Genomic DNA, 16,858 nt, shown 5'->3' on the forward strand with positions numbered 1-16,858 from the left:
TACATTTATTAAGATCTATTTTTGATACTTGTAATTACTGTTACACATTATTCTTTTTTAAAAGGGCTAAAAACTAGAGTATTATCTAAATCTAAAATTCTAGCGTAAAAGCCATATCCACCCAAGTTATTTTCTATTTTTAATAATAGTTTATTCCATCCTTTTTTTAAGTGCAATGGGATTTTAAATTGGTCTGGTTGTGCAATGTTTATTTTAAGAAATCTAAAAATCATTTCATCGTTCAGAAAAACTTTACTACCATCATCACTACTAAATAATAAAGGTAGGGTTTGTTCATAAGGAGAATAAACATAAGTCAAGGCATAAGTAACCACTAACTCATTTGGATTAACTAAGCCATATAATGAAAAGTACCCATTTGGAAGAGTTTTAATAAGCCTCCAGCTTATCTGTTGATTGTTTTGCCCAAAGTAGGTTTTAGTAGTGTCAAATTCTTTTTCGGGCAAGAATATTTCATCAAGTCCTAATCTATTTCCTTTTGAATCTTGTTTATTTGGATAGGGTCCTATAATATACCATTCAGGAATATAAGTTCTATTTGGTTCCAGTTTAAACGCATCCAAACCAACAAAAGAGCCTTTTGAGTTGGTATCTCGACCAGTATTAACAAGTTCAAGAATAATTTTGTTATTTACAGACCTAATTCCTTTTATAGTAATCTTACCTGCTGGGTATACTTCTGAATCATAACCAAAGATTTCACCAACCTTTTCTCTTCTATACAAGACGTCAACGTTGCAATAATCTGGAGCCTTTGTGTAGTAAATATCTATATTATACTTATCGTCAAGCGGAGTAGGAATTGTAATTGAACATCCATTTAATTTTTCTTTTAGGTTGATTTTTAGCTGTTTAAAATTACTCCAATCTGGTCCATAATTATCCATTTTCTCAACAATAGTTTCAATATCATTCCCAACAACACTTAATGTTTCAGCTTCTATTACGTCATTGGGCACAGCTATTCTAAGAGGAATTCTCAACGAAGGTTTTAGCATGGGTGAAAATTTTTCGTGCGGTTCTTTTTGATACCAATACGCGGTGCTGCTATAATCAGCTATTTCAGAATTTTCTGTACCGTGCTCAATAGTAAATTTGATGGATTTGGTAAAGGGGATTTGGTCTCCAACCATAAACCTATAAGCTGCTATTCTTGCAGCAGAATCATCTTTAATAATAAGTCCATGATAAGGTGCCGAAAATTCGCCATGATTAAAATACCAACCACTAGTAAAAAAATCCTCAGTACCTGTACCATTAAGAGAAGGTTTTTTTTCACCGTCAACATAAACCATTTCATCGCCTTCCAAATACCAAAGCTGACCATTATAACTCTGCATACTCATGTTTAAACCAACGAATTGACCCTTTCCCTTAGCACTAAGAATTAAGTAATTATCTTTACTCTTAGTCTTTAACTCTCTATTCCACCATGCATGGAAATATGCAACGTTTTGCGGAAGCGGATATTTAAGTTTTTGATATTCTATCTGATAATAAAAGGCATAAACTTCCATCCCAGTTTGATTTACCACTTCTATTTTAGCGGATTTTTGAAATGGCATTGGAAAGTAGCAATAATATCCTCCGCTAGTCATTCCTGTAAACTCAGAGACATACTGCTTGTATTTAAATCCAGTACCAAAGAAATCCCCAATGGGCACTTCAACTGATGGATTTTTTTCACCGTCCCAATACATTTTTATTAATAATCTTCTTAAAAAGTATGGGTCACGTGAATCAATTGTTACCCATATTCTGGTAATTAGACCTGGTCCTTTAATATTCGCAATAGTAGCTGTCTCCCCCTCTTTTATAGAAATTCTATCATTATTACCTCCGGTTGTATCGAAACTTGAAATCTCTACCAACTTACTATCTTTTAAGAATGGTAAACTTGATGGTGATAAAAGTTTTTCTATTTGAGACTGTGCTTTATAAGGCAGATTTAATAAAAGCATGACAGTAATTAAGGCAAAAAAATTCCAACCTGGTTTTTTATTAAAAATCATATATTACCAAAAAATATTTCTTTATAGATTTTATTCAAGATTTATCCCAATCCCAATTCTGTGTGCAACACCAAGTAGTCCAAAGCTGCTATAAGAATAATCAAATCGCGTATTAATATTAGATATGCTAAACTTTACACCCCCTCCAAAAGTAAAAGTTGCCACATCATAGTTAATTTTATACCCACCTCTTGCAAAAAATTGATTATGAAAATTCCATTCAATTCCTACTTGAGAGAGGGGTTTTCCATCGTTCGGTTTCAAGGCAGAAAAGCTAAGTATAACCTTCTGATTTTCGTTTTCAATAGCATTAATTGACGCACCAAAAGTAAAAGCCGTTGGAAGTGGGTAGGATTCGTTTACAAATTTCACATTCGAACCAAAATTAGTGATTGCCATAGCGAATTTAAACCCACGAAAGTCTGATGTATACATAGTTGCAATATCAACTGAAACAGCATCAGCTTTAAAATCTTTATATAAAGAGAGATTTATATAACTAATTGTTGCACCAATGGTAACACGGTCAGTAAAAAATCTTGCATAACTTAATCCAAATCTATAATTCCCAGCATAAAAAGTTTCTCCAGTTCCATCAGGTTGAAGCGGGGTTCTTACTTTCATTTCATCTGTATACAAAGCAGTTACAGACAACCCAAAAGTTCCAAGTTCTTCAAATGAATGTGTAGCAGCAACAAAATCGTGATTAATACCAGCAAACCAAAAATTATGATTAAAGACAATATCAGTGCCCTTTATCCAAGGCAATTCTGCTGCATTATAATAAGTTGCTTCAGCTCCTTCCACTACAGAAATATAAGCATCTCCCATAGCTGTACCACGAGGACTTACGCCAATCTTTAAAAATTGGGCATCAGTGCTGCCTGGACGCTGATATTGTGCATAAGTAAGTAGAGGAATCATTATAAATATTATTATACCTCTGTGAATCATATGTAAAACCCACCTTATTTTATTACAAACACTTATTTTATTATTACAAATTTTCCTACCTGCACTTGTTTAGTACTAAGGTCCTCAACAGTAAATAAATATATACCGCTAGAAACAGCTTGTCCAACATAGGAAGTTAAGTTCCAATCTTCGTAGCCTTTATTGGGATTATTATGATTAATAGTAAAGATATAGTCGCCAGCTAAAGAATAAATTTTAATTACGCAATTAGCCGGCAGATTGATGAATTGAATTCTTCTATCCTGTTCCATCCATGTTGATCTTGTAATTTGAGGCTTTTCCCAAGGGGGATTGTATGAATAATAAGCAATATCACCCCGATAAGGATTAGGAACAACAGCTACCTCTCCAACTGTTTGTGGTGGTTCTGTGCCAGGCACTACAGTTTTAGCATTTGCAAAAATGCTCGATTCTTGTGAAGGAAAATTTATAGATTTATCTTCTTTTGAAAAGGCTGTTACAGAATAATAGTATTCAAAATTGTTTAACAATCCTTTATCTACGTATTCATGTTGGAGTCCAGTTTCATTGCCGTAGCCATCGTTAGCAATATCATACTCCCCTAATAAGGTCCAAGGACCTGAGATACTTTGTGTGCTTTTGTACAACCTATAACCTTCAAATGGTTGACTTACGCTATCACCTCTATTTGGGTCAAAATATGTTTCCGGATTAACATCGCCATCTTGAGGCTTCCAGCTTAAAATTACTTGGTGATTCATTGTTTGAACTCTAAGCGGGGGAACAGGCGGAGGTGAGGGAACTTTAAAGTTTTTTTGAACAAGCCAATCCAATATCTTTAAATTTGCTAAAACACCATTTACACCATGCCCAAGTATTTCTCCCACTTGAAAATGTAAAGTATCTCCTACATTTATATTAAAAGGCCCGAACGCAATAATAAACTGAGAACCTATAGGATCTTGCTGGTCTTCCATTATTACACCAGCAGCCATTTGCTTATAGCGCAATACATCATCCGACGGTGGCGCACCCATACCTTGTCCAGGATACCAGTTAAATGTCCATCTTATTGAATCAGCTAAAATGTTTTTAGGAGGGAATATTTTCATAGCTATAGGACTAACTGCATTACCATCCGCACCTCCTGGATTGTCAATGCCCATACCCATGTGTTTATCTTTGTAATAAACAGAGTAATCATCTAAAGCAAAATCCCAACTAGTTCCTCGATAACCAACGTTAGCATCTAACCAGTAAGCGATATATGCTTTTCTAAGGTTTACTTTTTTAGGTATGATATAGAAATTGTAAACTATCATTTGGTCTAAAGGAGGAGAAGCCCATGCATAGCTTGTTTGTATTACTTCTACATGTAAAGGCTTATGAGATGGTATGTTTGACAGGTTATCATCACTATATCTGCAAACAAAATCTTGATCTGAAATTCCCACATACTTATGCCAATATGGTATATCAACTGTATCGTTCTTGTGAACGACCCATATAGAATCCCAAGGTTCTGCAGTAGGATAAAACTCAAAATTAGAATTCCAGCTTGTGGTAACAGAAACGGTAGTGTCACCTGTACTTTCATTAATAGCCCCAATCCAAATACCACCCTCACCTATATGCTCTTCAAAGCTTCCTCTAGGAAATTCTGAGTATATAAGTCCTGGATAATCTGTCCCTGCACGCCATAGTGTTCCCATGTTTGTTACTAATTGTCTTACCTGGCCTACATCATGAACCTTGTAATCTAGATGTGTTTTTTGTGCATATATATTCATAGTAAATATCACAGTAAACATTATTAGTATTCTTTTTTTCATAAGCATATTTCTACTTTATGATAACAAATTTTCCGACCTGTACATTTCCAGTTGTTTTATCTTCTACAGTAAATAAATAAAGTCCACTAGAAATTGCCTGTCCAACACTCGAAGTTAAATTCCAGTCCTCATATCCTTTCTGAATGTCATTATGTTGCAAAGTAGTTATTAAATCACCTGCCAGTGTATATATCTTAATCTCACAATTAACTGGCAGATTAATAAATTGTATTCTTCTATCTTGTTCCATCCACTGGTGACGAGAGCCTGTTGGCTTTTCCCAGGGTGGGTTGTAGGAATAGTAAGGCAAATCACCTCTATAAGGATTAGGAACAACTGCTACAGCTCCAACATCATTCGGAGGCGAGGTGCCAGGAACTGCCGTTTTAGCATTTGCTGAAAGACTTGATTCTTGTTCTGGAAAATTAATAGTAGCATCTGGTTTCGATAATGAAGTAACTGTATAATAATACTCGACATTGTTAAGCAAGCCAACATCTGTATATTGATATGCTAAACCTGTATTGGGTCCAACATTATCATCGGCAATATCGTATTCACCCAGTAGCGTCCATGGACCTGAAGAGCTAATAGTGCTCTTATATACCCTATAACCCTCAAAAGGTTTTGTTATGCCATCAGTTCTATTAACATCAATAAACTCTTCAGGATTAATATCACCTGGTCGAGGTTTCCAGTCTAAAATAACTTTTTTGTCGTCGGTTTTAATACGTAAGGGTGGAGGCGGTGGAGGCGATGGAATCTTAAAATTTCTTTCTACGAGCCATTGTACAAATTTTGCATTAGCCTGAAGACCTTCTATGCCTTTTCCACAAATAAATGCAATTGTAAAATGAAGTGTGTCACCAACGTTCATTTTATAAGGACCGACAGAAACAAAGCCCTTAGTACCATCTCCTGTGCTTATTTGATCTTCCATAATTTTACCAGAGGAAATTTGGCTGTATCTTTGATTATCCAAACTAGGCAACCCTTGTTGCCTACCATTATACCACGTAAATGTTGTTGATAAGTCACCTTCTAAATTATTATTTGGCGGGAATATTTTATTTCCGATAGGACTAATAGCCTGTCCATCAACACCACCAGGTAAATCCAAACATATTTGCATCATTTCATTTTTTTGAAAATAGGTTATATCATCTAAAGCATAGTCCGTATACGTATTGTTGCCAACATTACCATTCATCCAGCTAGTTAAAAAAACATGTTTCAAGTTGTATTTTCTTGATATAATAAAATATTCAACCACAATAAAATCGCTCAAAGGTTCAGATGCCCATGCGTGACTAATTTGAATTACCTCTAAGCCAAGTGGATGATGATTAGGTACTCTAAGACTAACAGGTCCATAGTCAGTATATCTACAAACAAAGTCTTGATCGGATTTACCCACATACTTATTCCAATATGGAATATCCACAGTGTCATTTTTCGATACAACCCAAATAGTATCCCACATTGCATCCGAAGGGTAAAATTCTTTAGGTGAACCTTCACCCTCTGCTACTGATACATAGTTTACAGAATCTAAAGTTGCTCCGACCCACAACCCAGCATCAGCAATGTGTTCTTCTGAGCTGTTAGGGGGATATTCACAATTTATTAAGCCGGGGTAATTAAATAGACCATCACCAACTGCATTAAACTCGCCAGTGTTGGTTACTACAAGACGTATTTTACCAATGTTGTGCAGTTTCCAATCAAGCGTTACATTTTGTGAATATATATATTTAGAAAACAAGGTCGCGATCATAAACGAGAGAAAAAAAATTCTTTTTATCATAAATGTGGCGTAATGTTAATAATAATGATGCCTAAATGAATTACCAATCAACTCTTATCCCAAGTTGCGCATATCTTCCAGTAGAAAACTGCCTTGGGTCCATTAGCCTGTACATCGTATACCAGTCATAATATACATTTGTACCTGGTTGAACATCACCATACTTATATGGTTTACCTGTCCAATTATTAAATCCGTAAGCAATTTGAACATTTTTTTGATCAAAAATATTGAATACATCTAGTTCTAAACTAAGTGAAATCCCACCTATTATATCGAAACTCTTTGTAAATCTAACGTCTGTTTGTGTTGTTATTGGTCCAGTTGCAGAATTTGCTAATTTTTGTGCATCGGCTTGACTAAAAGTACCTGGTGTATAAGGCTGTCCAGATGAAAAATTAGAAAGCACCGTCAAGGACCAATTATCAGGTAGTTGAACACCAAATAAATTTATTTGCTTTCCTTTGGGGGAGCTAATCGTACCTTGGAAAACAATCTGATGTCTAATGTCCCAATCAAGTCTAGTTTCACGAATTGGATTTGGAAAATCTGTTAAAGAACGAATGTAATCTGCAAAGGCAGATGAAGAATAACCATTAGCCCATTGCACTGTATAGGTTAGTTTTCCCGAAATAAAATTTGAGTAAAGTTTGTTAAGGGTAAATTCAAGACCCCTTGCCCTTGAGTAGCCAATATTATCATACAAATCAACTGGTATTCCTAATGCAGCTTTTAAGTGTGTAGTACCAACTTGTTTTGATATATCCTTTGCATAGCTTTTAATATCTAGACCCCAATCCTGACCAATCTGATAAGTCAAGCCGAATTCATACTGAATTGTTCGCTCGAAGTCCAGTTTTGGATTACCCGTAAAGGAACCACTATAAGGGTCACGATAATAGAACTGTAACTCAGGTAATTGGATAAAATGCCCATAGGAAAAATAAGTGACCATTTTTTCTGATATTGGGAACGAAATTCCGAATCTAGGGCTAAATTGATATTTGAAGAGACTCCAATCGGCTTTAAAACCCGTTGCATCTTCCCATTGTTGCTTCCAACCTGGGTCGTCAACTGTCTTCCCTAAATAAAACCAATCCCAACGAATTCCAGCATTTATTATTAAGAATTCTTTTTCAAATTTATCTTGGATGTAAGCGCTGCCAATCCAAGGGTAAGTGTGAAACACCCATCTATATTGTCCAAACTCAGGAAATGGTCCTGGAGGAGGCGGTACTTTTGGTCCATTATTATACAGATATTCACCATAATTTGATAATTTAGTACCTCCATCTTCTATATCGACATAACTCAAGTCATTGTATTTTATTGTAGCACCAATTTTAATAAGATGATCGGGGAGTATTTGCGAGGTTAAATCGGTAATAAAAGAAAAGGTAGAGGTGTTATCATCTCTCCAAATTGCCTGAAAGCTATCGCCAGCATAAAATCCTGTTAATGGGTCATAATAAGGAGCTTTAATTATAGACGAGTCAATCCAGCCATTTGGAGTTTGTCTTATTACCCAGTAGTCTGCCGGGGTACGCTTGTCTAGGTCCTCATGGTACTTAACTCCCAAATAACCAAATCTAACATTCATAAATGTAGATTGAGAAAAAATGTGTTTGTACTGGATGTTTAATTCATTGTTAAACCTAAGATAGCCAGGGGTATTGTCAGGGTAATATTTCCATAGCCAATCAAATTGACTCCAGTAATTCCATGAGCCGTTATAATTTATTATCAATTGGGAATTTTTTGATATATCCCAATTAATTTTGGCAGTAAGTGTAGCTGTATTGCTCTGTTTTTCGGTGAATTCGATACCAAATAAGTTTATTTTATTTCGTATGCGGTTATTATTATATGGTGTATTAGTCATATTAATTGTTGCATTTAGAAAGTAATAAAGTTGACCAGGCACATTAATTCCTAGCGCTGGTAATAAATTTCGTGTAATTGGTTCTGGTCCTCCAAAGAAAATTGTAGCATATTGTGTTTTATAATTCTCTCCCAAGAATTTGAAGCTATCATTTCTATATTCAACACCTCCGGTAAATTTTTCACTACCCGTTCTTGTAGTTATATTTACCACTCCAGACTGAGCTTCCCCATATTCGGCATTAAATGCACCTGTTAACAGTTGTACTTGTTGAACAGAGTTAACATCAAGATCAAGCACACTTCTGCCCCCATAAAGCGGGTGTGTAACTGGCATTCCATCTACAAGGAATAAAATCTCTCCACCGCGCCCTCCTCTAATATGGATATCTTTTACACTTTGGTCTCTAACCTGCAATTGTGTATCACCAAGAGGCACAAGCTGTGGTGCAGTGCCTATTACGGTTCCGCCTTGTAGCTTAAAAATATCGGAAGTAGTCTGTAAGCCTGGTACATTTTTTATATCTTCTCTCGTAACAGTTCTTTCGGTATTAGTAACATCTTTTTGAATTATTTTTTGTTGTGCTGTTACCACAACAGTCGGGGTCTGAATTGTAGTAGGCTCTAACTGCACATCAATTTGAGAAGTAAGGTCAGCTCTCACTAAAACATTTTCGACCGTAATTGTATGATAACCTATCATAGAAATTTTTAGAGTGTAAGTATCAGGCGGAACCCCAATTATATAGTATTGTCCATCTTCGCCGCTTGCAGCCCCCATTGTAGTGCCAACCAAAACAACATTAGCACCCAAAAGTGGTTCTCCCGTTTCTTTGTCTGTGATTTTACCTGCTATTTTGCCAGAACCAGAAGCAAATACTTTAACAGCAAGTAAACTAATTAGCATCAAAATTTTAATTTTGTTGCTTTTCAAAACTAATTCTCCTTTTTACTGTATATGTAAATTCTGAAGAATATCTTTTACCATTTGTTTAGCGTCGTCTTTTTTAATAAAGTAAATAGGGAATCCAAGTATAACTGCATCGAAAACGGTACCATAATATCGTAGGCCAACTGCACGACCTCTATATTGAAAGTACGGACTATCATTAGCATTATCATAAGAATATATTATATCTGTAAACCCAGCACGCTGTGTAACAAGATTAATTTGGCCTAATTTACCATAGTAAGGGAATGCTTCTGCAAGCTTTGCTGAGTCAACACGAATATCAGAGTAACCTTTTGCAGCTATCGCGCCTGTAAAATCTGCATCCAATACGGTTTCATCAACTGAAATAATATGTAAATAATCATGCACAAATGATCCTTTAGGGAATGAAACAGGAAAATTTTGATTCCATGCAAAAGACTTTAAGATTCTCCAACCACTCATAATAAACTTACCGCCGACATTTAAATAATCAGAAATAGCCTGCTGATTGGAAATTAAGGCCAAAGAGTGTGGTTGCGCACTTGGTCTATCATCTGCCACCCAAACAATTAATTTATATTGACCTAAAGTATCTTTAGGGGGCATACCTTTAGACAAATAGTTCCACCAGTCGCTACCCGGAAACAAATCAGAGTAAAAATCTTTAACATCTTGATTACTACTTTGTACTCCAGGTGGAAAGTTATTTACATTCGTTTCATTAATTACTAAAATCTTTTTGGTAAAAGTTGCAACGAGCAGTCTTATTGTTACGGAATCTCCAACAGGGTCAATAAGATTTGTATTATTTTTTGAAGTTACTCTTAAAACATGATTCCCAGCTAAAGGGGGTTTTAACAAATTTGGAGTAATATAAACTGATGTGTCTTGTGTCCAATTCCAATTACCATCATCAACGGACCAAGCATAAGAAACAACTTGTCCCCCATCCTCTGCATCCTTAGCTGTGTATGTTAACTGGATTCCCTGCCACCAATCTGTTGTTTGGCTTATAGCAAAAAAAGCCTGCTTGTTAGTTGGCGATAAAATTTTAGTTGTAGGTGGACTTGCTTTTGGAGTATAGAAAATTTTTGTTGCTGGCGTTGGATCAGGTGTACCATTATTATCAACTGCCCTAACTTCAAAGAGTTGTTTGTTTAATATATCATCAGAAACGAAAGCGATAGTTAGACTCGTTTCTTTGGTGTCTTTCCATGGCTGTACTACTGAATCTTTCATTGTGAGATGATAAGTAGTATATCTATATTGATAATATGAAACATAGCCATCGTTATCATTACCATCCCAATGTAAAGTTACAAGTGCAAATAATGTATCGCCCTCTTTAGGAATATTTGCAATAACAGTATTAGGCGGTTCATTTGGATTAGGTGGCGCTGTTGGCCTCTCACACGAACTGTCAATCAGAATAGAAATTATAAATAAAAGTAGTAAACTAATTTTAAGCAAAATTTTCATTTTAAAACTCTCCAGCAAGTCTTCTAAAAATATTTTACCTCTACAACTTCTAATTGACGATTGAAGTAATACGAATCTCTAAAACGCTGAACAGATTTAAAAGGATTTAGTTGAACTTTAATTTCTGTAGTCTTGTTTTCTGCCACTTCAAAATTAACAGGTAAAGCAACTAATTTAGATTCATTTGGAGGCAATTCAACCGGGATATCAAAAATTCCTATATGTAACAAGTCAGCTGTTAATCCAAAAACAATTGAAGTATAATTTCCTGGTGGCACGTACGATTCAAAAATAATATGCGGCTTATATGTATTATTTTCTCTTTCAATTACATTTATAACTTTATCTTCCTGTCTATAGCTATTAATTGAAGGATATAGTATAGCGAAAACTGAATCGGAGTAGGCCTTTCCTTGAAAGACAGTTGTTCTAAAGTTGTCACCATCGGAGACAGTTAGAGTATCGTTAATAATAATAATTGAAGTATCCGTAGGATTTGATTGCAAAACTATTCTTAATATTCCAGGTTTCGGCGAACTTTGCACGCCTGTATCACAACTTACTATAAAAGCAACTAATGACAAGGCCAAAACTATAATGTAAAATATGTGTTGATAATTTTTATTTGTCATTTTAGTGTAATTTTTAACCGTGTTTAATACATGGGGAATTGCTTACAACAACAATTCCCCAAGTTTTTTTAACGTAATAACATCATCTTCTTTGCTTGAATAAACTCATTAGTTATTAATCTATATATGTATACTCCGCTCGCTACCTCAGCACCTTCATTATTAGTTCCATCCCAGACCACAGTATATTTCCCAGGCTGTCGAAAATCATTTACTAATGTTTTAATTTTTCTACCTAGTATATCATAAACAGACAATGTTACTTTCTGTGCACTTGGGATTACAAACCTAATTAGTGTTGTAGGGTTAAATGGATTTGGGTAATTTTGAGATAATTCATAATAGTGAGGAATAGATGCATCTTTTTGATTAACACCCGTTACAGTATTTTTTGCTTGTCCATTATTATAAATTTGGACATCATCAATTAGGCCTCTAAATCCCCTTATACCGTTTAAATTTCCACCATTTCCTATTCTTAAAGGCGCATTAGCTATAGTAGGAGGATTTACAGCAACCGAAGAATCGTAACCTACACTTAGCAATGTATTTGTCGAATCAAACAACATAAACACCGCGGCAGTATCTGTTCTTCTATAAACAACACGATACCACTTATGCAGTTTTATAGAGTCAGGTAATGTTATTTCACTATAATCTTCGGTTCTATTTTGTGCATTCGGATCAACATAGTACCGAGCTCTTATTCTAGCATTAGGCTCAAATCTTATTTCGTAATTATTTTGGTACCAATTCCCTCTTACTATTGGTCTATTTAACAACCTGGTATACTCCAAAGTAGAATCTGCATTAAACCAGAAGGAAACATAAAAATCTTTCATAGTAAGAAATGGAGAAGGAACTTCCAAAAAGGCAGAATCTGCATCATCAGGCATCAAAAAGGAATACTTACCCTCAGCAGCGTTAGTGGAATATGAAGGAGTTCTATTACCAAAAGTCAACACTTGATTTGAAAGTGGGGATAAATCAACAGGCGTTCCTGAACCATTTTCGAAATTAAGATGAAGAACTAAAATATTGGGCTTGTAAACAACAAATGAATAGTATGGATAATCTTGACCACCAATGCCAGCAATTGGCTGTTGAGCTGTCAATCCTTGATTATCGGTAGCAGTGACGTAATAGCGAACCTCAGTACCAAAATTTTGCTTTGGAATTAACCCTGTGTAATGGTCCGTAGAGTCCATAACCATTGGTGCTGTAAACCATGTATTTCCTCCATCAACAGAAAAATGTATTTCAGCACTTTGAATTGAGCCTGTAGATGCAAAAGCCATTATATTTGCCCCTACTTCATAGCCATCTACACTGTCGGCTTGATTAGGAATTTGTGTTAAGTTTGTTATTATCGGTGGGACAGCAAAATTTCTTACAACATTGCTTATACGTATTTCATCTACAAACCCATCTAACCATCCATCTGTACTTCCTTGTCCCGCAAAGCCAATTGTTACAGGCTGCTTTGTTTGTATTGGCGGGACGTCTAAAACAGGATCATAGCTAGCAGTGTTAAATGAAATTAATTGCCTTTTGTCATCATGTATCATTTGAATGAGAATATGGCGAGATGTATCACGAATAAAGGTTAAATGAAACCACTTACCGGGCACTAAAGTATTATTTGGAGAGTTAACTTGAGGCCATCTGTCTTGACCTTCTACATTGTACCCTGTTGAAAAAAATCTATTATCTCCCCAATTTTCTACAAAATAGTTGGGTCGCCAAAAAACTTCGTCACCTGCTTTAATTATTAGGCGTGGTACCCATCTCCAATCAGATGAACTAGTCCCATATGTAAAAACATTCATCCAGCCCTCAATTGTCCAGTCACCTTTTAAGTTCAACGCAGGTGTATCTGGTACACTCACATAAGAGGAGTCAGTAACTGCATCGTTATTTATCCTTAAGCATTGACCTAATCCAAGTGCTGCATTTGACAAAAAGGTCAGCTTACCGTGCCCAATTCCATCAGCAGAAAATTGTGACTCATTCTTTAAATTGCCATCAAAATGTAACAGCAGTACTGTGTTACTATCTGGTGTATAAGGACCTCCTATTTGTTCTTGGGCATAAAATATACTAACTGCGCCCAGCAAAAATGTAAAAATAAAATACCTAAAAAATGTTACAGGTAGTGTTTTTATCATTGGCAACCTCCATTGTTATTTATAAGATAATTTAACTATGACAATAAGTAACAAAAAATCACTTTTTGAATAGAATATTTTTAAAAATGCTTTTAAAAAACTTTACAACATTAGGTAAATTTGATTAAAAATGTTAGCGCTAACATTTCTTATGCAACATAGCATATACAATTCTGAAAGTCAAGGATTTTTTTAAAGTGATTTTTTTTTACAGTAAGAAGCTAATCCCAGCTATTAAAAAGAACCATTACTGTTAATCAATGGGCATAGTTTTCATTGGGATTAGGCAGTTAAGTAATTTTAAAAGCTGTATAGGACATTCGTACTCTCAAGTATGTAATTATAGATGTTATAAACATGTTATCTTCAACAGGTTTTAGAAAATAATTTCCCTCTAATAGGATTATTTTACTTTATTAATGTCACCAACCAGACCCACCCTACTTTTAATTAATTCTTAAGGTTGACTTTACTTTTATTTTAGAATCCATTTTTATCTTTTGACAAAAAATTTAAGGAGAAAAGTAATGTTTGACACAGCACATCTTCACCCGATGATTGTACATTTTCCTATCGCTTTGTTAATTATTGGATTTCTTTTTGATGTATTAAGTCTTTTTGTAAAAAAAGATTTTTTTAGCAACGCAGGCTTCTATTTATTAATATTAGGTACTGTGGGAGTAATTGCTGCTTATTTTTCTGGGGATTATGCCGGAGATGGGATAACAGAAACCGGAACACTAAAACAAGCTTTAGAAATTCATGAGGAAGCTGCAAAATTGACTCTTTGGATAGTAATAACTGCAGCTGTATTTAGAATATTTCTTGTCTCATTAAAAAAATATCACAAGATTTACAAAGGCATATTTTTAATATTATTTTTATTTGGAGTTCTTTCTATTTTCAGAACCGGGTTTTATGGCGGTCAACTTGTTTATAAACATGCTGCTGGTGTCCAGTTAAATTTAGGGTTTGATGCTCAATCGAACGGAAATACAGAATATGAGAACAATGCTATTGAGAAAGATGATGATTAATTGGGAATTAATATAAACAATGAGAATTCTAATTTTAGAAGACGAGCCTGGAATAGCTAACTTTATTCGTGATGGCCTTACAGAGGAAGGTTTTGCCGTAGATGTTGCCGATAACGGGAAAAGCGGACTTGAGACTTTTTTAGCTAATGAATACGACTTGGTCTTAATAGATTGGATGATCCCAGGCCTAAGTGGCATTGAAGTTTGTAGAACAATTCGTAATCACAATTACTCCACACCGATAATTTTTATTACTGCAAAAAATACTGTAGATGATACAATATTTGGTTTAGAAGCGGGCGCAAACGATTACATTAAAAAACCTTTTGCATTTGAAGAGTTATTGGCAAGAATTAGAGTTCAATTAAGAAACAATCCAAATGAATTAAAAACTTTATCATTTCAGGACCTTCTGTTAAACTTAGATACTCATAGTGTCTTTATAGGAAATAAGGAAATTCATCTTACTCAAAAAGAATTTACATTACTCGAGTACCTTATGCGAAATAAAGGCAAAGTTTGTACTCGCACACGAATCATTGAACATGTCTGGGATATACACTTTAAATATGACACTTCAGTAATTGATGTCTATATTAATTCTTTAAGAAAAAAATTAGCAGGCGATACAGGCAAAAATTATATTCATACTATAAGAGGAGTTGGATACATTTTACGTGAAGAATGAAACAGTTTAGTTTTAGAAACAGAATAGCAGTATATTTTATTTTAGTAACCGCAATATTAATAGCAATACTCTTTTCACTTATATATCTCATTGTTTTAGACACTGTTTATACGCACTTAAACAATGATTTAGATGCAGAAGCAAAAGAAGTATATTCTAGTTTCGTTATTATAAATGATAATTTAATTTTTGCTAATCCTTACGAGTGGGTCGAAAAGGAACACAACCAAATTGAAGTTAATCCAACTTTCATTGAAATAATTGACAACAACGGGAAAATAATTAGGAAAACATCTAATCTAAAGGACGATAAACTTTGGTATGACTTAACAATAAAGGAAGAACGATACTTTAATACAACTCTTTCAGGCTCGCCGGTAAGACAATTACAAAAAGCTGTAACAAATCCCAAAGGAAAAGTACTTGCTTACATTTTAATTGCTATACCTCTTGAGGAATCAGAGTTAGTATTGGAAAATTTAAAGTCTACATTACTGGTTGGCTATCCAATAGTCCTCATTATTCTTTTCTTTATCTCTCGTCTTATCGCTGGAAAGTTCATTGAGCCTATCGACAAAGTAATTAAAACTGCACAAAGAATAACACGTGAAAACTTGAGCGAGAGAATTGAACTTCCATCCCATCAAGATGAAATTTATACTTTGACGTTAACAATAAATAACCTTTTAGAAAGGATTGAAGATACTGTTCAAAGAGAAAAGCAGTTTACAGCAGATGCATCTCATGAATTGAGGACACCGCTTTCAATTATTAAAGGGACTTTAGAGGTATTAACAAGAAAACCAAGAGAGGTCAATCAATACATTGAAAAAATAAATTTAGTAGTAAAAGAGATTGACAGAATGTCCTTGCTAATAGACCAATTATTGGAACTAGCAAAGTTTGAAAGCGGAAATATACATCCTAAATTAGAAAAAGTTGACTTAATAGAAATCATTAATAATGTTTACTTAAGATTAAAACCCTTCTTCGAAGAAAAAAACAGTAAAATTTATTTTAACATAAGTAGCAGCGGAATTGTGTCGGCAGATAGTTCAATGTTGAACATAATTTTTGAGAATATCATTTCGAATTCATTAAAATATTCTCCACCAAACAAACCAATAATAGTTGAAGTATCCCAAAAGGATAACACACAAATTTGTTCAGTAATAGACCAAGGAGTTGGAATACCAAAAGAAGAAATCTCCAAAATATTCGATCGTTTTTATCGTGTTGATAAATCAAGAACTTCACGTTCATCAGGTTTAGGTTTAGCAATTGTAAAAAGGCTTGCTGATATTCAAAACCTCAAATTATCACTTCAAAGCAACACAAACGAAGGAACAATTTTCACAATCACTTTTCCTAATTAATTTCTTCCGATAAAAATTTAAGGATTTTTTAAGAATTCATTAATTCTTCCCTTAG

The 16,858-nt window shown here is 34.5% G+C and carries 11 protein-coding genes; 3 read left to right on the plus strand and 8 right to left on the minus strand.

Annotated elements, in window-relative coordinates; genetic code table 11:
- Positions 1-47: 47 nt before the first annotated feature.
- The 8 genes from ABRY23_09590 to ABRY23_09625 form a co-directional block, all read right to left on the minus strand.
- A complete protein-coding gene (locus tag ABRY23_09590; protein MFA3783301.1) occupies positions 48-2,033 on the minus strand; it encodes a glycoside hydrolase family 172 protein in 1,986 nt (661 codons plus the stop codon).
- 30 nt (positions 2,034-2,063) lie between these two features.
- Positions 2,064-2,987 (minus strand): PorV/PorQ family protein, encoded by a 924-nt coding sequence (locus ABRY23_09595; GenBank protein ID MFA3783302.1) that lies wholly within the window; start codon positions 2,985-2,987, stop codon positions 2,064-2,066.
- Between the two features lie 32 nt (positions 2,988-3,019).
- Positions 3,020-4,801 (minus strand): hypothetical protein, encoded by a 1,782-nt coding sequence (locus ABRY23_09600; GenBank protein MFA3783303.1) that lies wholly within the window; start codon positions 4,799-4,801, stop codon positions 3,020-3,022.
- Between the two features lie 10 nt (positions 4,802-4,811).
- Positions 4,812-6,566, minus strand: coding sequence for a hypothetical protein (locus ABRY23_09605; protein ID MFA3783304.1), 1,755 nt, complete (start codon positions 6,564-6,566; stop codon positions 4,812-4,814).
- A gap of 82 nt (positions 6,567-6,648) precedes the next feature.
- Positions 6,649-9,423 (minus strand): TonB-dependent receptor domain-containing protein, encoded by a 2,775-nt coding sequence (locus ABRY23_09610; protein ID MFA3783305.1) that lies wholly within the window; start codon positions 9,421-9,423, stop codon positions 6,649-6,651.
- Positions 9,424-9,438: 15 nt separating this feature from the next.
- On the minus strand, positions 9,439-10,902 hold the full coding sequence (locus ABRY23_09615; GenBank protein ID MFA3783306.1) for a hypothetical protein: 1,464 nt from the start codon (positions 10,900-10,902) through the stop codon (positions 9,439-9,441).
- A gap of 23 nt (positions 10,903-10,925) precedes the next feature.
- Positions 10,926-11,534, minus strand: coding sequence for a hypothetical protein (locus tag ABRY23_09620; protein ID MFA3783307.1), 609 nt, complete (start codon positions 11,532-11,534; stop codon positions 10,926-10,928).
- A gap of 68 nt (positions 11,535-11,602) precedes the next feature.
- A complete protein-coding gene (locus ABRY23_09625; protein MFA3783308.1) occupies positions 11,603-13,702 on the minus strand; it encodes a LamG-like jellyroll fold domain-containing protein in 2,100 nt (699 codons plus the stop codon).
- A gap of 527 nt (positions 13,703-14,229) precedes the next feature.
- On the opposite strand from ABRY23_09625, the gene ABRY23_09630 reads away from it, so the two are divergent.
- From ABRY23_09630 to ABRY23_09640, 3 genes are read left to right on the plus strand one after another with little or no spacing between them, the layout of a single operon-like run.
- Positions 14,230-14,739 (plus strand): DUF2231 domain-containing protein, encoded by a 510-nt coding sequence (locus ABRY23_09630; protein ID MFA3783309.1) that lies wholly within the window; start codon positions 14,230-14,232, stop codon positions 14,737-14,739.
- Between the two features lie 19 nt (positions 14,740-14,758).
- Positions 14,759-15,427, plus strand: coding sequence for a response regulator transcription factor (locus ABRY23_09635; protein ID MFA3783310.1), 669 nt, complete (start codon positions 14,759-14,761; stop codon positions 15,425-15,427).
- On the plus strand, positions 15,424-16,803 hold the full coding sequence (locus tag ABRY23_09640; protein MFA3783311.1) for a sensor histidine kinase: 1,380 nt from the start codon (positions 15,424-15,426) through the stop codon (positions 16,801-16,803). Before ABRY23_09635 ends, ABRY23_09640 begins: the two co-directional genes overlap by 4 nt.
- Positions 16,804-16,858 lie beyond the last annotated feature (55 nt).

This window comes from Melioribacteraceae bacterium 4301-Me (assembly GCA_041538185.1).
Taxonomy (GTDB): domain Bacteria; phylum Bacteroidota; class Ignavibacteria; order Ignavibacteriales; family Melioribacteraceae; genus Pyranulibacter; species Pyranulibacter aquaticus.

Bases quoted from the DNA above. Each gene is read 5' to 3' on its own strand.
- ABRY23_09590 (MFA3783301.1), bottom strand. From the start codon at position 2,033: ATGATTTTTAATAAAAAACCAGGTTGGAATTTTTTTGCCTTAATTACT.
- ABRY23_09595 (MFA3783302.1), bottom strand. From the start codon at position 2,987: ATGATTCACAGAGGTATAATAATATTTATAATGATTCCTCTACTTACT.
- ABRY23_09600 (MFA3783303.1), bottom strand. From the start codon at position 4,801: ATGAAAAAAAGAATACTAATAATGTTTACTGTGATATTTACTATGAAT.
- ABRY23_09615 (MFA3783306.1), bottom strand. From the start codon at position 10,902: ATGAAAATTTTGCTTAAAATTAGTTTACTACTTTTATTTATAATTTCT.
- ABRY23_09620 (MFA3783307.1), bottom strand. From the start codon at position 11,534: ATGACAAATAAAAATTATCAACACATATTTTACATTATAGTTTTGGCC.
- ABRY23_09625 (MFA3783308.1), bottom strand. From the start codon at position 13,702: ATGATAAAAACACTACCTGTAACATTTTTTAGGTATTTTATTTTTACA.
- ABRY23_09630 (MFA3783309.1), top strand. From the start codon at position 14,230: ATGTTTGACACAGCACATCTTCACCCGATGATTGTACATTTTCCTATC.
- ABRY23_09635 (MFA3783310.1), top strand. From the start codon at position 14,759: ATGAGAATTCTAATTTTAGAAGACGAGCCTGGAATAGCTAACTTTATT.
- ABRY23_09640 (MFA3783311.1), top strand. From the start codon at position 15,424: ATGAAACAGTTTAGTTTTAGAAACAGAATAGCAGTATATTTTATTTTA.